Genomic DNA, 14,639 nt, shown 5'->3' with positions numbered 1-14,639 from the left:
TAGCGTAAACCTTTGCGTCTTAGCGGTTAAAAAATAAAAAAATATGAACTTAACCATACACGGCTATTCCACAGCACTATTTGCAACTTGGTACTTTATCGAGGAACTCGGTATTTTATTTGATGCTGGCGATGGACTAGTTTCTAATTTAATGGGAAAATGCGGAAAAATCAAACACGTATTTATTTCCCACGCAGATCGTGATCATCTCACTGGGTTGTTACAGTATAATCAAATTTATGCTGGACAATCTCCAACAATATATTATCCTAAAGAGGCAAAGTCGTTTCAGTTTTTGGAAACATTTTCAAAAAACTTCGATCCGCACGTAGCAGGAACATATTGGATCCCACTCGAAGCCCATCAAGAAACAAGAGTCAAAGACAAAATTTCGGTTGAACCTATTATAAACGAACACGTTTTTACGCCCAACGGAGAAATAAAAAGTTTTAGTTATAAAATTTGGGAAACCAAAAAGAAACTAAAACCCGATTTTTTAAATTGTTCTTCTACCGAATTAAGAAACCTCCGACAAGAAAAAGGAGAGGCAGCCTTGTTTGAAGAACAAAAATCAGTGGTGTTAGCTTATTCAGGAGATACACCTGTAACAGATTATGAGCGTTTCCATAAAACTAAAATCCTTATTCACGAAGCGACTTTTTTAACAAAAGAAGAAACCGAAACAAAGAATCACAAAAACAGGCATAGCTCTTTGGAAGAAGTGATGCAAATGGTCGCTTCAATAGAAATTGAGCAATTGGTTTTAGGGCATTTTTCATCACGATATGAGCACCAGCAAATCGTGGATGCCATCAAAAAATGGATTGCCTACTACCAAATAAAAATCCCAGTTTTCTTAGTACCCGTAGGTAAAACAAGAAGAGATATTTTAAATGGCGAGTCGGTGAATTAAAGGTAAAAAGCAAGGCATTCGCTTTTAAAATTATTTTGAGATATTTTGAATTGATAACCACAGATACACAGATTTTACCAAAAATAATCTAGTAAATAAATCATAAAATTATCCGCTTTGCGGAAATAAATATCAAAATTTATATTTTATGAGTTATTTTTAATCTGTGCATCTGTGGCAATTTTTTAAATGCGAATGCCGTGGGTAAAAAGGAAAAAATGAGTTTATTTCACAGAGATCCACAAAGAAACTCAAAGACACACAAAAAAATAAAAACTTTGAGAAACTCTGTGTAACCAAAATATAAAAATGAAAACAGCATTACAAAAAGCAGATATAACCAAACTAGTCGTAGATGCCATTGTCAATGCCGCTAATTCCTCCTTATTGGGCGGAGGCGGAGTCGATGGCGCTATTCACAGAGTTGGTGGAACACAAATTTTAGATGAATGTATCCAAATAAGAAACAAACAAGGAGGTTGTAAGGTTGGAGAAGCCGTAATTACCACCGCTGGAAATTTACCATCATACTATGTAATTCACACAGTAGGTCCCGTTTGGAATGGAGATAAAGACGAGAAAAAAACAATTGTTAGCCAGTTGCTATAAAAATTGTTTAGACCTAGCCGAAGCAAACCAACTAAAAACGATTGCTTTTCCTAACATAAGTACAGGAATATACAGATTTCCAAAACAAGAAGCTGCAAAAATCGCTCTAGAAACAGTAAAATCATATTCGTTTGAAAATATAGAAGAAGTGATATTTGTTTGTTTTGATGATGAAAATTATGAGATTTATGAAGAGCTTCTAAATAAAAATGAATTACCATAAAGAAACAGATAAACCAAAAAAATCTGTGAATCTGTGGCATAAAAACTATAAAAATTAAATTGCAATGAACGAAAAAGATATAAAAAACATAAGTAAATTTCTGAGTTATGTCCTTCGACATTCGCCAGAAACCATTAATCTGAATTTAGATGAAAACGGTTGGGCAATCGTTGACGAACTAATTGAAAAAGCCAATAAAAATAGAAACGAATTTCATAAAGAATTGGATTTTGAAATTATTAACCAAGTTGTAGAAACAAACGACAAAAAGCGTTTTGCTTACAATGAAGACAAAACAAAAATTAGAGCTAGTCAAGGCCATTCTATTTCTGTTGATCTAGAACTGAAGCCAGTAGTTCCACCAGATTATTTGTACCACGGCACAGTAGCCAAATTTTTAGAATCCATAAAAACAAACGGAATCCAAAAAATAAGTCGGCAACACGTACATCTAAGCAAAGATCGGGAAACCGCTGTAAAAGTAGGAAGCCGCAGAGGAGCTCCAATAATTTTAAGTATCCATTCCTCACAAATGCATCAGGATGGATTTGTTTTTTATCAATCTGAAAATGGCGTTTGGCTAACCGACGAAGTTCCATCAAAATATATTGAATTTAAGAGCTAAATAAGTTAAATGAAAAAGGTTTAATTTGGGATTATTAAAATAAAAAAATGAGAACATTAGTTATTGGTGATATACACGGCGGACTTCGAGCATTAGTGCAACTGTTAGAAAGAGTCCAACCCCAACCAGAAGATCATCTTATATTTTTGGGAGATTACGTAGATGGCTGGAGCGAATCGGCTCAAACTATCGAATATCTCATACAACTAAGTAAAAATCAAAAATGCACCTTCATTCGTGGTAATCACGATTTGTGGTGTGGCAGATGGCTTAATTTAGGCGCATCGAATCCCGTTTGGGAAGAACACGGCGGGAAAGCAACCATAAAAAGTTACATTACGACAGGATATTTAACATCCAGTGAACATAAAGCGTTCTATGAAAATTTGGAGGATTACCATATAGACAATCAAAACCGATTGTATATACACGCTGGATTTACCTCAATGCACGGAGTCCATAAAGAAGAAAATAGATTAGATTTTTGTTTCGATAGAACACTTTGGGAAATGGCATTAACAATGGATAAAAGAATTGAAAAAGATTCTAAATTGTATCCTAAACGATTATTAGTGTATAACGAAATATACATAGGTCATACCCCTACATTAAATTATGATGTTGAGGTACCTATGCAAGGTTGTAATGTTTGGAACATAGATACAGGTGCAGGTTTTTATGGAAAACTAACTTGTTTAGATGTAAATACTAAAGAATATTGGCAAAGCGATCCAGTGAAAGATTTATACCCTGAGGAAAGAGGAAGGAATTAAATTCGTAAACACTAATTTATATTTAATTTATTGCCACAGATGCACAGATGTTTTTTATCAATCTAATCGATTAAGATTTACATATAGCTGTAATTAAGTAAATAACAAATAAAAAGAATATGGAATATTATCCTTATAAAAACAAAACATACAAAATAATTGGAAAATGTATGGAAGTCCATAATAATTTAGGACCTGGGTTTTTGGAGGTAGTTTATAAAGACGCACTAGAAATTGAATTTATAAAAGCTGGAATTCCTTTTGAAAGAGAAAAAGAATATGAAGTGAATTATCAAGGAACTATTCTAAAACATAAGTTCTATGCAGATTTTGTTGTTTTTGATGAAATAATACTAGAAATAAAAGCTGTGAAAGAATTTTCAGATGCTTTTTACGCACAATGCATCAATTATTTGAAAGTATCAAATAATAAACTGGCATTATTAATCAATTTTGGGCAGTTAAAACTAGAACAAAAAAGAATTATTTTATCATAGTAATACGAATCAACATCTGTGCATCTGTGGCAAAAGAATTATTATAATATTTCATAAAGTAATCATTCACAGCATTAGCAATAAATTTTAAGCATAGGTAACAACATCCGTAAATAAGTCGCAAAAAAAACATTAATAGTAAAACAAAATATATGAATCCATTATTATTAACAGACGGCTACAAAGTAGATCACCGTCGTCAGTACCCAGAAAACACCTCTTTAGTATATTCTAATTGGACACCGCGCAAATCAAGAATTCAAGAAGTGAACGAAATCGTATTCTTCGGGTTACAATATTTTATAAAAAAATACATCATCGAAGATTTTCAAACCAATTTCTTTAATCAGCCCAAAGAAACCGTAGTCGCAAGATATGCCCGTAGGATTAACAACTACTTAGGAGAAAATCAAGTAGGTACAGCACATATCGAAGCACTACACGATTTAGGATACATCCCTATGGTATTCAAAGCCTTGCCAGAAGGCGTAAGTGTACCTATACGAGTACCAATGTTCACGATGTATAATACTCAATCAGAATTCTTTTGGTTGACTAATTATTTCGAAACCCTTTTGTCGGCTGTAGTTTGGTTACCTTGTACTTCGGCCACCATAGCCAAGCAATACCGAAAAGTATTAAGTCGATATGCACAAGAAACTTCTTCTTTACCAGAATTTGTAGATTGGCAAGGACACGATTTCTCTATGCGAGGAATGGGCGGAATCGAATCGGCAGTAATTTCAGGAATGGGACATTTGCTAAGCTTTACAGGAACAGATACTATTCCAGCCATCGATGCTTTAGAAATGTATTACAACGCAAATTCAGATAACGAACTCATAGGAGGTTCAGTAGCCGCTACAGAACATTCTGTAATGTGTATGGGAACAACCGAAGGCGAGTTTGAAACATTCCAACGCTTAATTAAAGAGGTTTACCCAAAAGGAATTGTATCCATTGTTTCAGATACTTGGGACTTATGGAAAGTACTTACCGATTATATGCCAAGATTAAAAGAGACCATTTTAAGTCGGGAAGGAAAAGTCGTGGTACGACCAGATAGTGGCGATCCAGTATTAATACTTTGTGGTAACCCTAACGGGAAAAACGAACAAGAACGAAAAGGAGTGGTTGAATTGTTGTGGGACGTTTTTGGAGGAACTACAAACGAAAAAGGATTCAAAGAACTAGCACCACAAATAGGCGCAATTTACGGAGATAGCATCACCGTTGAAAGAGCCACAAACATTTGCGAACAATTAAAACAAAAAGGATTTGCTTCTACCAATGTCGTATTAGGAATAGGTTCTTATACCTACCAGTACAACACGCGAGATACCTTTGGATTTGCTATGAAAGCCACTTATGGCGAAGTGTCAGGTCAAGGAAGAGAAATTTTTAAAGATCCAGTTACTGACGATGGTACAAAGAAATCAGCAAAAGGATTAATGAAAATAGAAAAAGTAAATGGTAAATATCAATTAATAGATCAAGTCTCTTGGGCAGAAGAGCGACAAGGCGAATTAAAAGAAGTATTCCGTGATGGGAAATTATTGATTGACCAAAGTTTAAGCGAGATTAGAAGCCGAATTAAATAAGAAATATACAGATTTACTCATTTGGTGGTAGATTAAGTACTACCAAATGAGTTATTTCGTAAATCGAAAGCGAATTATTTACACTGATAATAGAATGATTGAAGGAATTACATTTATAGAAAAATTCATAAAAAATCCAAAAACATTATTTACTCCTTTACAAGGTATTGCTTGGGATGAGCGTATGCAAGCTCGTAAAACAGCTAGTTTTGGAATAGCCTATAATTATTCCCAAATAAGTTACCCCGAAATACCCATACCAAATGAATTGCAAGATCTAATTCAAAAAATGACTGCTGTAGTAGGTTTTGAGCCTAATAATTGTTTGATAAATTATTATTTAGATGGAAAATCAAAAATGGGATTTCATTCAGATCAAACAGACATTCTTTTCGAAAATACTGGAATTGGAATCGTATCCTTAGGTGCTGAAAGAATTTTACGTTTTCGCAACATAGCAAATCCAGAAACAATCATTGATTTTGCGTTACCCTCAGGATCATTAATTTATATGACGCAGGAAGTACAAAGTAGATGGGTACACGCTATCCCAAAATCGGATACTGATCAAGGAAGAATGAGTTTAACGTTTAGGAAGATTAAAAGTAATTAAAAATATCAAAAAATAAATTATTTAAAAAACAAGAAGTTAAAAACAAAAAAACATAATTATCCTTCAATAATTACAACACCGATAACTATTAGAGTGATTCCAAATATTGTTCCGAAAAAATTTCCCAATTCATCAGATGGAAAAAAATATCTATTTTTAGGAAAATTTGTATCGTAAAAAATTTTGTTTTTTTTTCCTACATAATCCATCATTCGCGAGGTATTACTTTTTACTTCGTATATAGTACCATCTATATGTTTAAAAGTATAATAACAATCCAAACTATAAGTTAGAGGAAGAATTTCGATATTTTTTCTCTATTCTTGTAAGAATTGCTGTTGTACAAATACCACACCTTTTAATTTTAAATGAATTTATAATCGCAAATAATCTACTGCACCGAAGAAAAATCTACTAATAATCAAAATAAACCCTAGCCACATCTTTATTAAGAATTATTTTTTCTTACAACCTCTTAAATTTTTAGAATAACTTTTTAGACATTAATTTGTCTTTAAAACTTTATTTCTGATAAAACAAATTATGCTCCACATATTCCCAGACTTTGTTGGGTAGCATAGGAATCACGTTATTATTGTTTTTAATGCACTCCCGAATAAAGGTTGAGGATAATTCAATTACAGGAGCGTTCACTTCATGTATTTTAGGATGATTCGTAAACTGCTCATCCATTTTACCTGAGTTCAAACGCGGATATACATAAATATGGTGATTGGCTAATATATACTCATAATTTTTCCACTTGTGTAATGAATTCAAATTGTCTTCACCCATAATCAGTGCGAATTCATGCTGAGGAAATTTTTCCTGTAAATATGCCAATGTATTAACCGTATAGTTTGGCTGTGGCAATTTGAATTCAATATCACTAGCTTTGATTTTTGAAAAATCTTCAGTAGCCAAATGTACCATATGCAAACGCTGGTAGTCGTCTAGCAAGGTGTTTTTTTGTTTATGCGGATTATGAGGTGTAACCACCATCCAGATTTGTTCCAAATCAGAATGCTCCGCCATATGATTAGCGATTATCAAATGCCCAATGTGAATGGGGTTAAATGTCCCGAAGTATAGTCCTATTTTCATTGTTTTAGTGAAAAGTGATTAGTAAAGAGTGATTAGCTTTTAAGTGTTTTAGAAAAAGCATTTATCATTTTTGACTCTTCTTCAATTAGCAATAAAATTTCATTGTATAAATCTATATCAGAAACAAAATCGAGTTCTTTGGCAATAATGAGTTGTGTTTCTAACTCATTTAATGAGCCTCGTGAAATATCAACAAAATAGCTAAAAGACTTGTCAGTATTTCTGCCATAACCCTCAGCAATATTTGAAGGAATTGAAACAGCTGCCCTTTTAATTTGTGATGTTAAAGCATATAATTCTTCTTGTGGAAAAGATTTAACCAATTTATAAACCCTAACAACTAAAACAATTCCTTTTTGCCAAATTAATAAATCTTTATATGAATTTATATTTCCCACTCTACGGACTATTTACCAATTACTTTTCACTAATTACTATTTCGATACAAACCCTTTAACCAACTCATACGCTTCTTGCTTAGCTACATCTAAATCATAATTTTTGATAATTTTATCAAATTGAGGAGCTGTCGCTAATTCTACGTGGGCTTTAGCAATACGCATATTAATTTTATCTTCGCTTTCTGTAGAACGTTCTTTTAAACGACGTTTTAATTCGTCTACACTTGGTGGTTTTACAAAAACGGCCAAGGTCTGCTCAGGGAACTTTTTCTTGATACGTAAACCACCAGCTACGTCAATATCAAAAATTACATTTTTCCCCATTGCCCAAATGCGTTCTACTTCTTTTTTTAAAGTACCATAAAAATTATCACGGTACACTTCTTCCCACTCCACAAAATCTTCTGCTTTGATATGTTTTTTGAAATCTTCAATAGACATAAAATAATAGTCTTTACCATTAACTTCCTCACCACGTGGTGCACGAGTAGCAGCGGAGATCGAGAATTCTAGATTTAATTCATCAATTCCTAATAAGTGTCTTACTATAGTGGTTTTTCCCGACCCTGATGGTGCTGAGAATACGATTAATTTTCCGTTATTGTTCATATTAATAAAAGTGAAAAGTAATTAGTAAAAAGTGAAAAGTCTTTTATTTAGGTGATTTTGAGAATGAATTTATCATTTTTGATTCTTCATTTATTAAATTCAATTCTTTAGTAATAATCAATTATATTTCTAGTTCATATAATGAATCTCTAGGTATATCTATAAAATGACTAAACGATTTATCAGCATTTCTACCATAACCTTCTGTTATATTTGATGGAATTGTAACAACAGCTCTTTTAATCTGTGATATTAAAGCATATAGTTCTTCTTGTGGAAATGTTTTAAGTAATTGATAAATTTTAATAACTAAAACAATTCCTTTTTGCCAAACTAATAAATCTTGATAAGAATTAATATTACCCATTTTCTAAGACCTTTCACTCTTTACTAATTACTTATAATACGTTAAGTACCTGTTCCTTAATTTTTTCCAATTCATCTTTCATCATCACTACCAATTTCTGCATTTCAGAATGGTTAGATTTCGATCCCATCGTGTTGATTTCTCGTCCCATTTCTTGTGTAATGAATCCTAATTTACGACCATTGGCTTCCGTTCCGTTTAGTGTTGCTAAGAAATAATCTAAATGATTGCTTAAACGTACTTTTTCTTCTGTAATATCATATTTTTTCTAAATAGAAAATCAATTCTTGCTCAAATCGATTTTCATCTACCGTAGCTTCTAACTCTTCAAGAGCAGTGCGCAAACGTGTTTTTACGGTTGTGATGCGTTCGCTGTCATAAGCCACGGCATCTTGCATCAGTTGTCGGATATTAGTAATGCGTGTTATAAACTCATTTTCTAATGCTTCTCCCTCATCTTTACGGAATTGGTTAATGGCAACAAGTGCTTCATTAATAGTTTTTTGAATTTCTGTCCATTCAGTTTCATCTATTTCTTCGCGTTCCGTTTTTAAAGCATCAGGCATACGAACTGCCATTTTCATTAACTCTGTAGAATCTGCCTCAGGTAAAATTTCCTTCATTTGAGCTATATAAGCCTTTACGATAGGGGCATTTATTTTAGAAGTGGTCTCCTCCCCCGTTACTTCTAGGTATAATGAAAAATCTACTTTTCCTCTTTCTAAATTTTGAGAAATTTGATTACGAAGTCCTAATTCCATTTCACGATATATAGAGGGCATACGAACATTTAGGTCTAAACCTTTGCTATTTAAGGATTTAATCTCAACGGTGATTTTTTTAGTTGGCAATTGAATACTTGCTTTCCCAAAACCGGTCATTGATTGTATCATAGGTGAAAAAAATAAGGTGTAAAGATACTAAAGTAATTAGTAAATAATGACAAATGACAAGTGCTTTCTTACAAGCAAATTACACTTTACTAATGACTTTTTTTCATGGTAACAAGATAAACTCCAATAAAAATCAAAAATGCTGAACCTATTTTCACCCAACTTAGTTCATCTTTACCCAAACCAATAGCAAAAACAGACGCAAAAAAAGGCTGTAAGTATATAAATACGGCTACTGTTGTAGGTTTTAATTCACGCATAGATAGCAAATTCAACAAATAAGTTAAGAAGGTCGAAAAAATCACTACAAATCCTATTTTTAGATAAGCAAGAGTTGGAATTAACTCCCATTTTATAGCCTGAAATTCATTCCATCCAAAAGGCATAATCATCAAAAAACCGAAAAAATAAATCCATTTAACAAAGGAAAAGGCTTGATACTTATCCATTAATTTCTTGACGATAATGAGATAAAACCCATATGAAATAGCATTTACAAAAACTAAAAAATTACCTAATGTGGCATTAGGTGCATTCTTTAATGATTTTCCATATAAGATTAAGGTAATAGTCCCTGCCAAACCTAAAAGGATACCTATTCCTTTCTTTTTTTCCATTTGTTCTTTCATAATAATAGCAGAAAGAACTAAAACAATCATTGGAGTAGTTACCATCAATACAGCTCCCATAATAGGAGATGTATAACTTAATCCTTTAAAAAAAGTAAGCATATTAAATGCTACTCCAAAAAATGAGGCCGCTATGATACGTGGAAAATCAGCTTTTGCTATTTTTTGATTCTGATCAGGTTGAAGTAATCCTATACCGATTGATGTTAACCAAAACAACAACAAAGAACCTCCAACACGTAAAAAAATAAAACCAAAAGGTTCTATATATTTTGGCATTACATCTTTAGCAATGGTAAAAGTCATCCCATAAATAATAGCTACTAACCATGCAGCTAATAAAGCCCAAGCCCTTTTAGTCATTCTTCAAAAAATTTTGAGCGGCTTCAACTACTTTAGGACTGTTTCCTACAAAAATTTTTCCATCAGCAATAATTACGGGACGTGATAAAAAAGTATAGTGTTCTAAAATATATCGTTTGTAATCTGTTTCTGTTAAAACTTGATTTTTTAACCCCATTTCTTTATACAAAGTGGCTCTTTTACTAAATAGAGCTTCATAACTACCGGCTAATTCTTTCATTTCATCAACCTGCTCTACTGTCATAGGTTCTGTTTTTATATCCTGTAAAACGAAAGTATCTATTTCTGGTAATGATTTAAGGATACGCTGACAAGTACTACAGGTCTTAAGGTGATATATTTTTCTCATACAATCTTTTTCTACAAAATTAAGGAAGTAAATTTTAAAGTAGTCTTATACTATTGAAAATATACAAATTAAGAGAAGGTTTTTATTAAGTTAATTTTTTAAAACTTTATAATGGAATAATTTTATACATTTGATAATCAAATTTATATGCCACGTGGAAAATATATCAGACATCGCTTGTTTTGCTTTGCAATTTGTAAACCAAACCCATAAAAGTATTTTTCTAACAGGAAAAGCAGGTACAGGAAAAACTACTTTACTTAAAGAAATCATTGCTACTTCCCACAAAAACACTGCAGTAGTTGCTCCTACGGGAATTGCAGCACTTAATGCTGGCGGAGTTACTATCCATTCCTTATTTCAACTACCATTTTCTGCATTTATACCTGATTATATATCAGATCATTTACAAAACGAATCCATTCGTTTTGAAAGCAAAACAAGTTTAGGCAAATTATTTAAGATGAGTACTTCAAAAAAACAGGTACTGCGAAATCTTGAATTATTAATTGTAGACGAAGTTTCTATGTTACGTCCTGATGTTTTGGATGCAATGGATTTTATATTACAAAAAGTTCGTAAATCAGATCAAGCATTTGGGGGCGTACAGATACTTTTTATTGGTGATTTATGGCAGTTACCTCCTGTTATAAAACAGGAAGAATGGTTCTTTTTACAGAAATATTATCCAGGTTCATATTTCTTTTATGCAAAAGTTTTACAAGATGTTCCTCCTTTGTATCTGGAATTAGATAAAATTTATAGACAATCAGATAATTTATTTATAGATATCCTTAATAATTTACGAAATAACACAATCACAGCAGCAGATGTGTGTACTTTAAATCAATATGTCCAACCTAATTTTGACATAAAAAAGATCAAGGAACCATTGTTATTACAACTCATAATGCTAAAGCAGACACTATTAATAAAGAAGCCTTAGAAGCTTTAGTTACAGACAGTGTATTATACACCCCTGAAATTGTAGGTAATTTTCCCGAAAAAATGTACCCTTTAGATTCTGTCTTAGAACTAAAAATAGGTGCTCAAATAATGTTTATTAAAAATGATAATACAATTGAAAAACGATATTATAATGGCAAGATAGGAATTATCAAATCACTTTCTAAAGAAGAGGTTTTAGTTGAATTTCCAGAAGAAAACAAAGTAATAGAAGTTGATCTATATACTTGGGAAAATATTCATTACGAAGTTAACACAAACACACAGGAAGTTGAAGAGAAAGTAGAAGGCACTTTTAGCCAATATCCATTAAAATTAGCATGGGCTATTACGGTACATAAAAGTCAAGGGTTAACATTTAAAAAAGCGGTATTAGATGTAGCTTCTGTATTTGCCCCAGGTCAAGCTTATGTAGCTCTTTCTCGGTTAGAAAGTTTAAATGGCTTGACATTATTAAAACCAATTCAATTACAAGGGATTCCTTCGGATCAAGCGATAATTAATTATGCTCAGCATAAAGCCAACAGCACTATTTTACCTACTACATTAGATTTAGAAACTAAGAATTACTTACTTCTAGAAATTATAAAAGCATTTGACTGTCAAAACATAACGCAATTATGGCGTAATTTTTCATTCTCTTTTAAAAATGAATTACCTAATTCTCCAAAATTAAAATATAAAGCTTGGGCAGAAAAAGTATTAGAAAACTTATCAGAACTTTCAGGAACTTCTAAAAAATTTATTTCCCAATTACAGAAAATAGGAAGTCAACCTACAATTGACATTCCTTTTTTAAATGAACGCACTCAAGCTGGATATCAATATTTCTTTGAGCAATATGATAATCAATATAGTGAATTACTATTAAAAATAGTAGAAATTAAACAATTAAAAAAAACAAAAACACTTGTAGATGAATTATTAATTTTAGAAGAAGAATTTCTAAAAACTATTCTAGGATTAAAAAAATGCGTTTGCTACTTAAAAATATGCAAAATGGAATTCCTCTTTCCAAAAAGAGTATGCAATCCGATGAAGTCTTGTATTATAAAATTAATAAAGTAGCTCAACTTTCTGAGCAGTTTAAACAAATTACAGGCTTAATTGATACGGATTATACTCCTAATCTTAATCGTACTGGCAAAACAAAAAAGAAAAAAAAATAATGAGACTAAACAAAACACAATAGAAATAACACTTAATTTATGGAAACAGAACAAATCAATTCATGAAATTGCCAAAGAACGAAAACTCACTAATCAAACCATTTATAATCATTTTTCTAAATTAATTTTAGAAGATCAAATCCAATTATCTGATTTACTCTCATCAGAAAAAATAGAAGAACTGAATAATGCTTTTAAAGAATATCAAAATGAGAGTTTAGGAAGCCTGAAAGAACAATTTGGAGATCAGTTTACATGGGATGAATTAAGACTCTACATAGCCTCTATAAAAAGAATAAAGACCATTTAACAATGTCCTAATTTCTTTAGCAGTATTATAAGAATGAATGCAAAAACGCAAACGTTCTTGACCTGCTGGTACTGTAGGTGATAGTATAGGCTTTACATCAAACCCTGCTTGTTGCAATTGAGTAGCTAAAAATTTAACCCTATCATTTCCCTGTATTATTGCACATTGTATAGCTGATTTACTATAAACAAATAAAGATTTTATTCCTAGCATTTGCTTTTCTTGATTAAAGCAAATAATATTTGATTTTAATTGTTCAACTACAACTGAATGAGCTACTAACATCTTATATGCGGTGTAAATAGTAGCCACAGAGTGTGGAGACAATCCTGTAGTATAGATAAAACTTCGGGTAAAATTAATCATATAATCTTTTAACCTTTGACTTCCTAAAATGGCTGCCCCATGACATCCTAACCCTTTACCAAAGGTCATTATACGAGCAAAAATAAGATCTTGTAAGTTTAATAATTGAATTAATCCTTCTCCATAATCACCAAAAACGCCTAAAGCATGAGCCTCATCTACCACTAAAAGACAGTTGTATTTTTTAGCCAGAACAGCAAGCTCTTCTAAATTAGGAGAATCACCATCCATAGAATAAACAGATTCTATAACAATATAAATATCAACCGCTTCTTCTGTTAATTTTCTTTGATTTTTTTGAATTAATCGTTCTAAATCTTCTAAATCATTATGCTGAAACTTATAGGATTTAGCATTGCTTAATCGAATTCCGTCTCGAATAGAAGCATGACATAATTCATCATACAAAATAACATCTCCTCTTTGTGGAAGGCTTTCAAAAAAACCAACATTAGCATCATAGCCTGAATTAAAAATTAAGGCAGCCTCTGCTTTATGGAAATCAGCTATAAAATCTTCCGTTTCTATATAAAGTAAATGATTCCCTGTTAATAAACGAGATCCTGTTGCACCATTTATTTTAATTTTTTTTCAACTAACAATTGATGAGTTTTATCAAAAAGAGCTTCTGATTTTGAAAAACCTAAATAATCATTTGAAGAGAAATCAATTAGAGAGGATTGATAACTAAGCATTCGTAAAGCATTAGTATCTACACGATGAGTGAGCTTATTGCTTAACTTACTGGGAAATTTGACCATAATTAAAACTCAACTCCTAAACGCTTAACATTTTTAAGATTATCAACATCTATAAAAAGGAAAACCGTTACTATCTTTAATTTTAAACTTATAATCGGCAAAATAAATTTTTTTAATTTGTTCATATTTTGCTTCAACTTCTTCAAACAAAGTTCCAATAGTAATATTATTCAGTTTCCATTTTTTATTAGTAATAGTAACATTTTTAAACTGATTATCTTGCATAATCATAGTTAATCCATCATAAGTAAAGCTAAAAACAGGTGGTTCATTTTTTTCTTGAATTTCTTTATCTAAGGTAATTGCCTTTCCTAAAATAGCTTCTACTTTATCAGGATCTATTTTTGTACAAATATTAATTTTTTTTCCTGTTTTAATATTTGTTAACTGTAAAACACAGTTTGTTTGAGCAATTCCTGAGTTAATCATTAAAGTTAAAAGAGTAAAAAGGAAGTATATTTTTTTCATAGACAATTTATTTAATAGATTATAAAAAAC

Annotated in this window: 18 protein-coding genes and 2 pseudogenes; 11 read left to right on the top strand and 9 right to left on the bottom strand. The window is 31.5% G+C overall.

The window, feature by feature from the left end:
- The first annotated feature begins 43 nt into the window (after positions 1-43).
- The 8 genes from JJC03_RS06210 (at position 44) to JJC03_RS06180 (ending at position 5,854) form a co-directional block, all read left to right on the top strand.
- Positions 44-913 (top strand): MBL fold metallo-hydrolase, encoded by an 870-nt coding sequence (locus JJC03_RS06210; RefSeq protein ID WP_235874181.1) that lies wholly within the window; start codon positions 44-46, stop codon positions 911-913.
- Positions 914-1,222: 309 nt separating this feature from the next.
- A complete protein-coding gene (locus tag JJC03_RS18695) occupies positions 1,223-1,522 on the top strand; it encodes a macro domain-containing protein (protein ID WP_309597760.1) in 300 nt (99 codons plus the stop codon).
- Positions 1,503-1,745 carry a macro domain-containing protein gene (locus JJC03_RS18690; RefSeq protein ID WP_309597759.1) on the top strand — a complete coding sequence of 81 codons (243 nt, stop codon included), beginning with the start codon at positions 1,503-1,505 and terminating at the stop codon, positions 1,743-1,745. The genes JJC03_RS18695 and JJC03_RS18690 overlap by 20 nt, the downstream gene beginning before the upstream one ends.
- Positions 1,746-1,809: 64 nt before the next feature.
- The gene (locus tag JJC03_RS06200; RefSeq protein ID WP_235874180.1) at positions 1,810-2,370 is read left to right on the top strand and encodes an RNA 2'-phosphotransferase; all 561 of its coding nucleotides are present in this window, start codon (positions 1,810-1,812) and stop codon (positions 2,368-2,370) included.
- 47 nt (positions 2,371-2,417) lie between these two features.
- A complete protein-coding gene (locus JJC03_RS06195) occupies positions 2,418-3,143 on the top strand; it encodes a metallophosphoesterase family protein (protein WP_088397589.1) in 726 nt (241 codons plus the stop codon).
- A gap of 119 nt (positions 3,144-3,262) precedes the next feature.
- The gene (locus JJC03_RS06190) at positions 3,263-3,640 is read left to right on the top strand and encodes a GxxExxY protein (RefSeq protein WP_235874179.1); all 378 of its coding nucleotides are present in this window, start codon (positions 3,263-3,265) and stop codon (positions 3,638-3,640) included.
- A 152-nt stretch (positions 3,641-3,792) separates the two neighbouring features.
- A complete protein-coding gene (locus JJC03_RS06185; RefSeq protein WP_235874178.1) occupies positions 3,793-5,241 on the top strand; it encodes a nicotinate phosphoribosyltransferase in 1,449 nt (482 codons plus the stop codon).
- 46 nt (positions 5,242-5,287) lie between these two features.
- Entirely contained in the window at positions 5,288-5,854 is a 567-nt protein-coding gene (locus tag JJC03_RS06180) for an alpha-ketoglutarate-dependent dioxygenase AlkB (RefSeq protein ID WP_258932435.1), read from the top strand.
- A gap of 522 nt (positions 5,855-6,376) precedes the next feature.
- On the opposite strand, the gene nadD is transcribed toward JJC03_RS06180, so the two are convergent.
- The 7 genes and pseudogenes from nadD to JJC03_RS06145 all read right to left on the bottom strand — a co-directional run bounded on the left by nadD (position 6,377) and on the right by JJC03_RS06145 (position 10,569).
- Positions 6,377-6,958, bottom strand: coding sequence for a nicotinate (nicotinamide) nucleotide adenylyltransferase (gene nadD, locus JJC03_RS06175; protein ID WP_088397593.1), 582 nt, complete (start codon positions 6,956-6,958; stop codon positions 6,377-6,379).
- 32 nt (positions 6,959-6,990) lie between these two features.
- Entirely contained in the window at positions 6,991-7,356 is a 366-nt protein-coding gene (locus JJC03_RS06170; protein WP_088397594.1) for a four helix bundle protein, read from the bottom strand.
- 36 nt (positions 7,357-7,392) lie between these two features.
- The gene (gene gmk, locus JJC03_RS06165; RefSeq protein ID WP_088397595.1) at positions 7,393-7,968 is read right to left on the bottom strand and encodes a guanylate kinase; all 576 of its coding nucleotides are present in this window, start codon (positions 7,966-7,968) and stop codon (positions 7,393-7,395) included.
- A gap of 121 nt (positions 7,969-8,089) precedes the next feature.
- Positions 8,090-8,335: a four helix bundle protein gene (locus JJC03_RS06160; RefSeq protein ID WP_258932430.1), complete on the bottom strand. Its 246-nt coding sequence runs from the start codon at positions 8,333-8,335 to the stop codon at positions 8,090-8,092.
- 31 nt (positions 8,336-8,366) lie between these two features.
- Positions 8,367-9,228 (bottom strand): annotated as a pseudogene (locus JJC03_RS06155) (YicC/YloC family endoribonuclease).
- Between the two features lie 89 nt (positions 9,229-9,317).
- Positions 9,318-10,220 carry a DMT family transporter gene (locus JJC03_RS06150; protein WP_165624360.1) on the bottom strand — a complete coding sequence of 301 codons (903 nt, stop codon included), beginning with the start codon at positions 10,218-10,220 and terminating at the stop codon, positions 9,318-9,320.
- Positions 10,213-10,569, bottom strand: a complete 357-nt coding sequence (locus tag JJC03_RS06145) for an arsenate reductase family protein (RefSeq protein WP_088397598.1) — start codon at positions 10,567-10,569, stop codon at positions 10,213-10,215. Before JJC03_RS06145 ends, JJC03_RS06150 begins: the two co-directional genes overlap by 8 nt.
- 154 nt (positions 10,570-10,723) lie before the next feature.
- Here JJC03_RS06145 and JJC03_RS17495 point away from each other — a divergent pair, with 154 nt between their 5' ends.
- From JJC03_RS17495 to JJC03_RS17485, 3 genes are all read left to right on the top strand, one after another.
- Entirely contained in the window at positions 10,724-11,515 is a 792-nt protein-coding gene (locus JJC03_RS17495) for an AAA family ATPase (protein WP_258932428.1), read from the top strand.
- 62 nt (positions 11,516-11,577) lie between these two features.
- Positions 11,578-12,603 (top strand): hypothetical protein, encoded by a 1,026-nt coding sequence (locus tag JJC03_RS17490; protein WP_258932426.1) that lies wholly within the window; start codon positions 11,578-11,580, stop codon positions 12,601-12,603.
- Between the two features lie 39 nt (positions 12,604-12,642).
- The gene (locus JJC03_RS17485) at positions 12,643-13,014 is read left to right on the top strand and encodes a helix-turn-helix domain-containing protein (protein WP_258932424.1); all 372 of its coding nucleotides are present in this window, start codon (positions 12,643-12,645) and stop codon (positions 13,012-13,014) included.
- Here the strand turns inward: JJC03_RS17485 and JJC03_RS06135 are convergent.
- Positions 12,970-14,141 (bottom strand): annotated as a pseudogene (locus tag JJC03_RS06135) (aminotransferase class I/II-fold pyridoxal phosphate-dependent enzyme). The gene JJC03_RS17485 and the pseudogene JJC03_RS06135 overlap by 45 nt on opposite strands.
- Positions 14,142-14,183: 42 nt before the next feature.
- Complete coding sequence (locus JJC03_RS06130) at positions 14,184-14,609, bottom strand: hypothetical protein (RefSeq protein ID WP_235874177.1); 426 nt, start codon at positions 14,607-14,609, stop codon at positions 14,184-14,186.
- Positions 14,610-14,639: the final 30 nt, after the last annotated feature.

The organism is Flavobacterium oreochromis (assembly GCF_019565455.1).
GTDB lineage: Bacteria > Bacteroidota > Bacteroidia > Flavobacteriales > Flavobacteriaceae > Flavobacterium > Flavobacterium oreochromis.
Note: the sequence above shows the minus strand (reverse complement) of the source record. Positions and strands in the feature narration are given on the sequence as shown.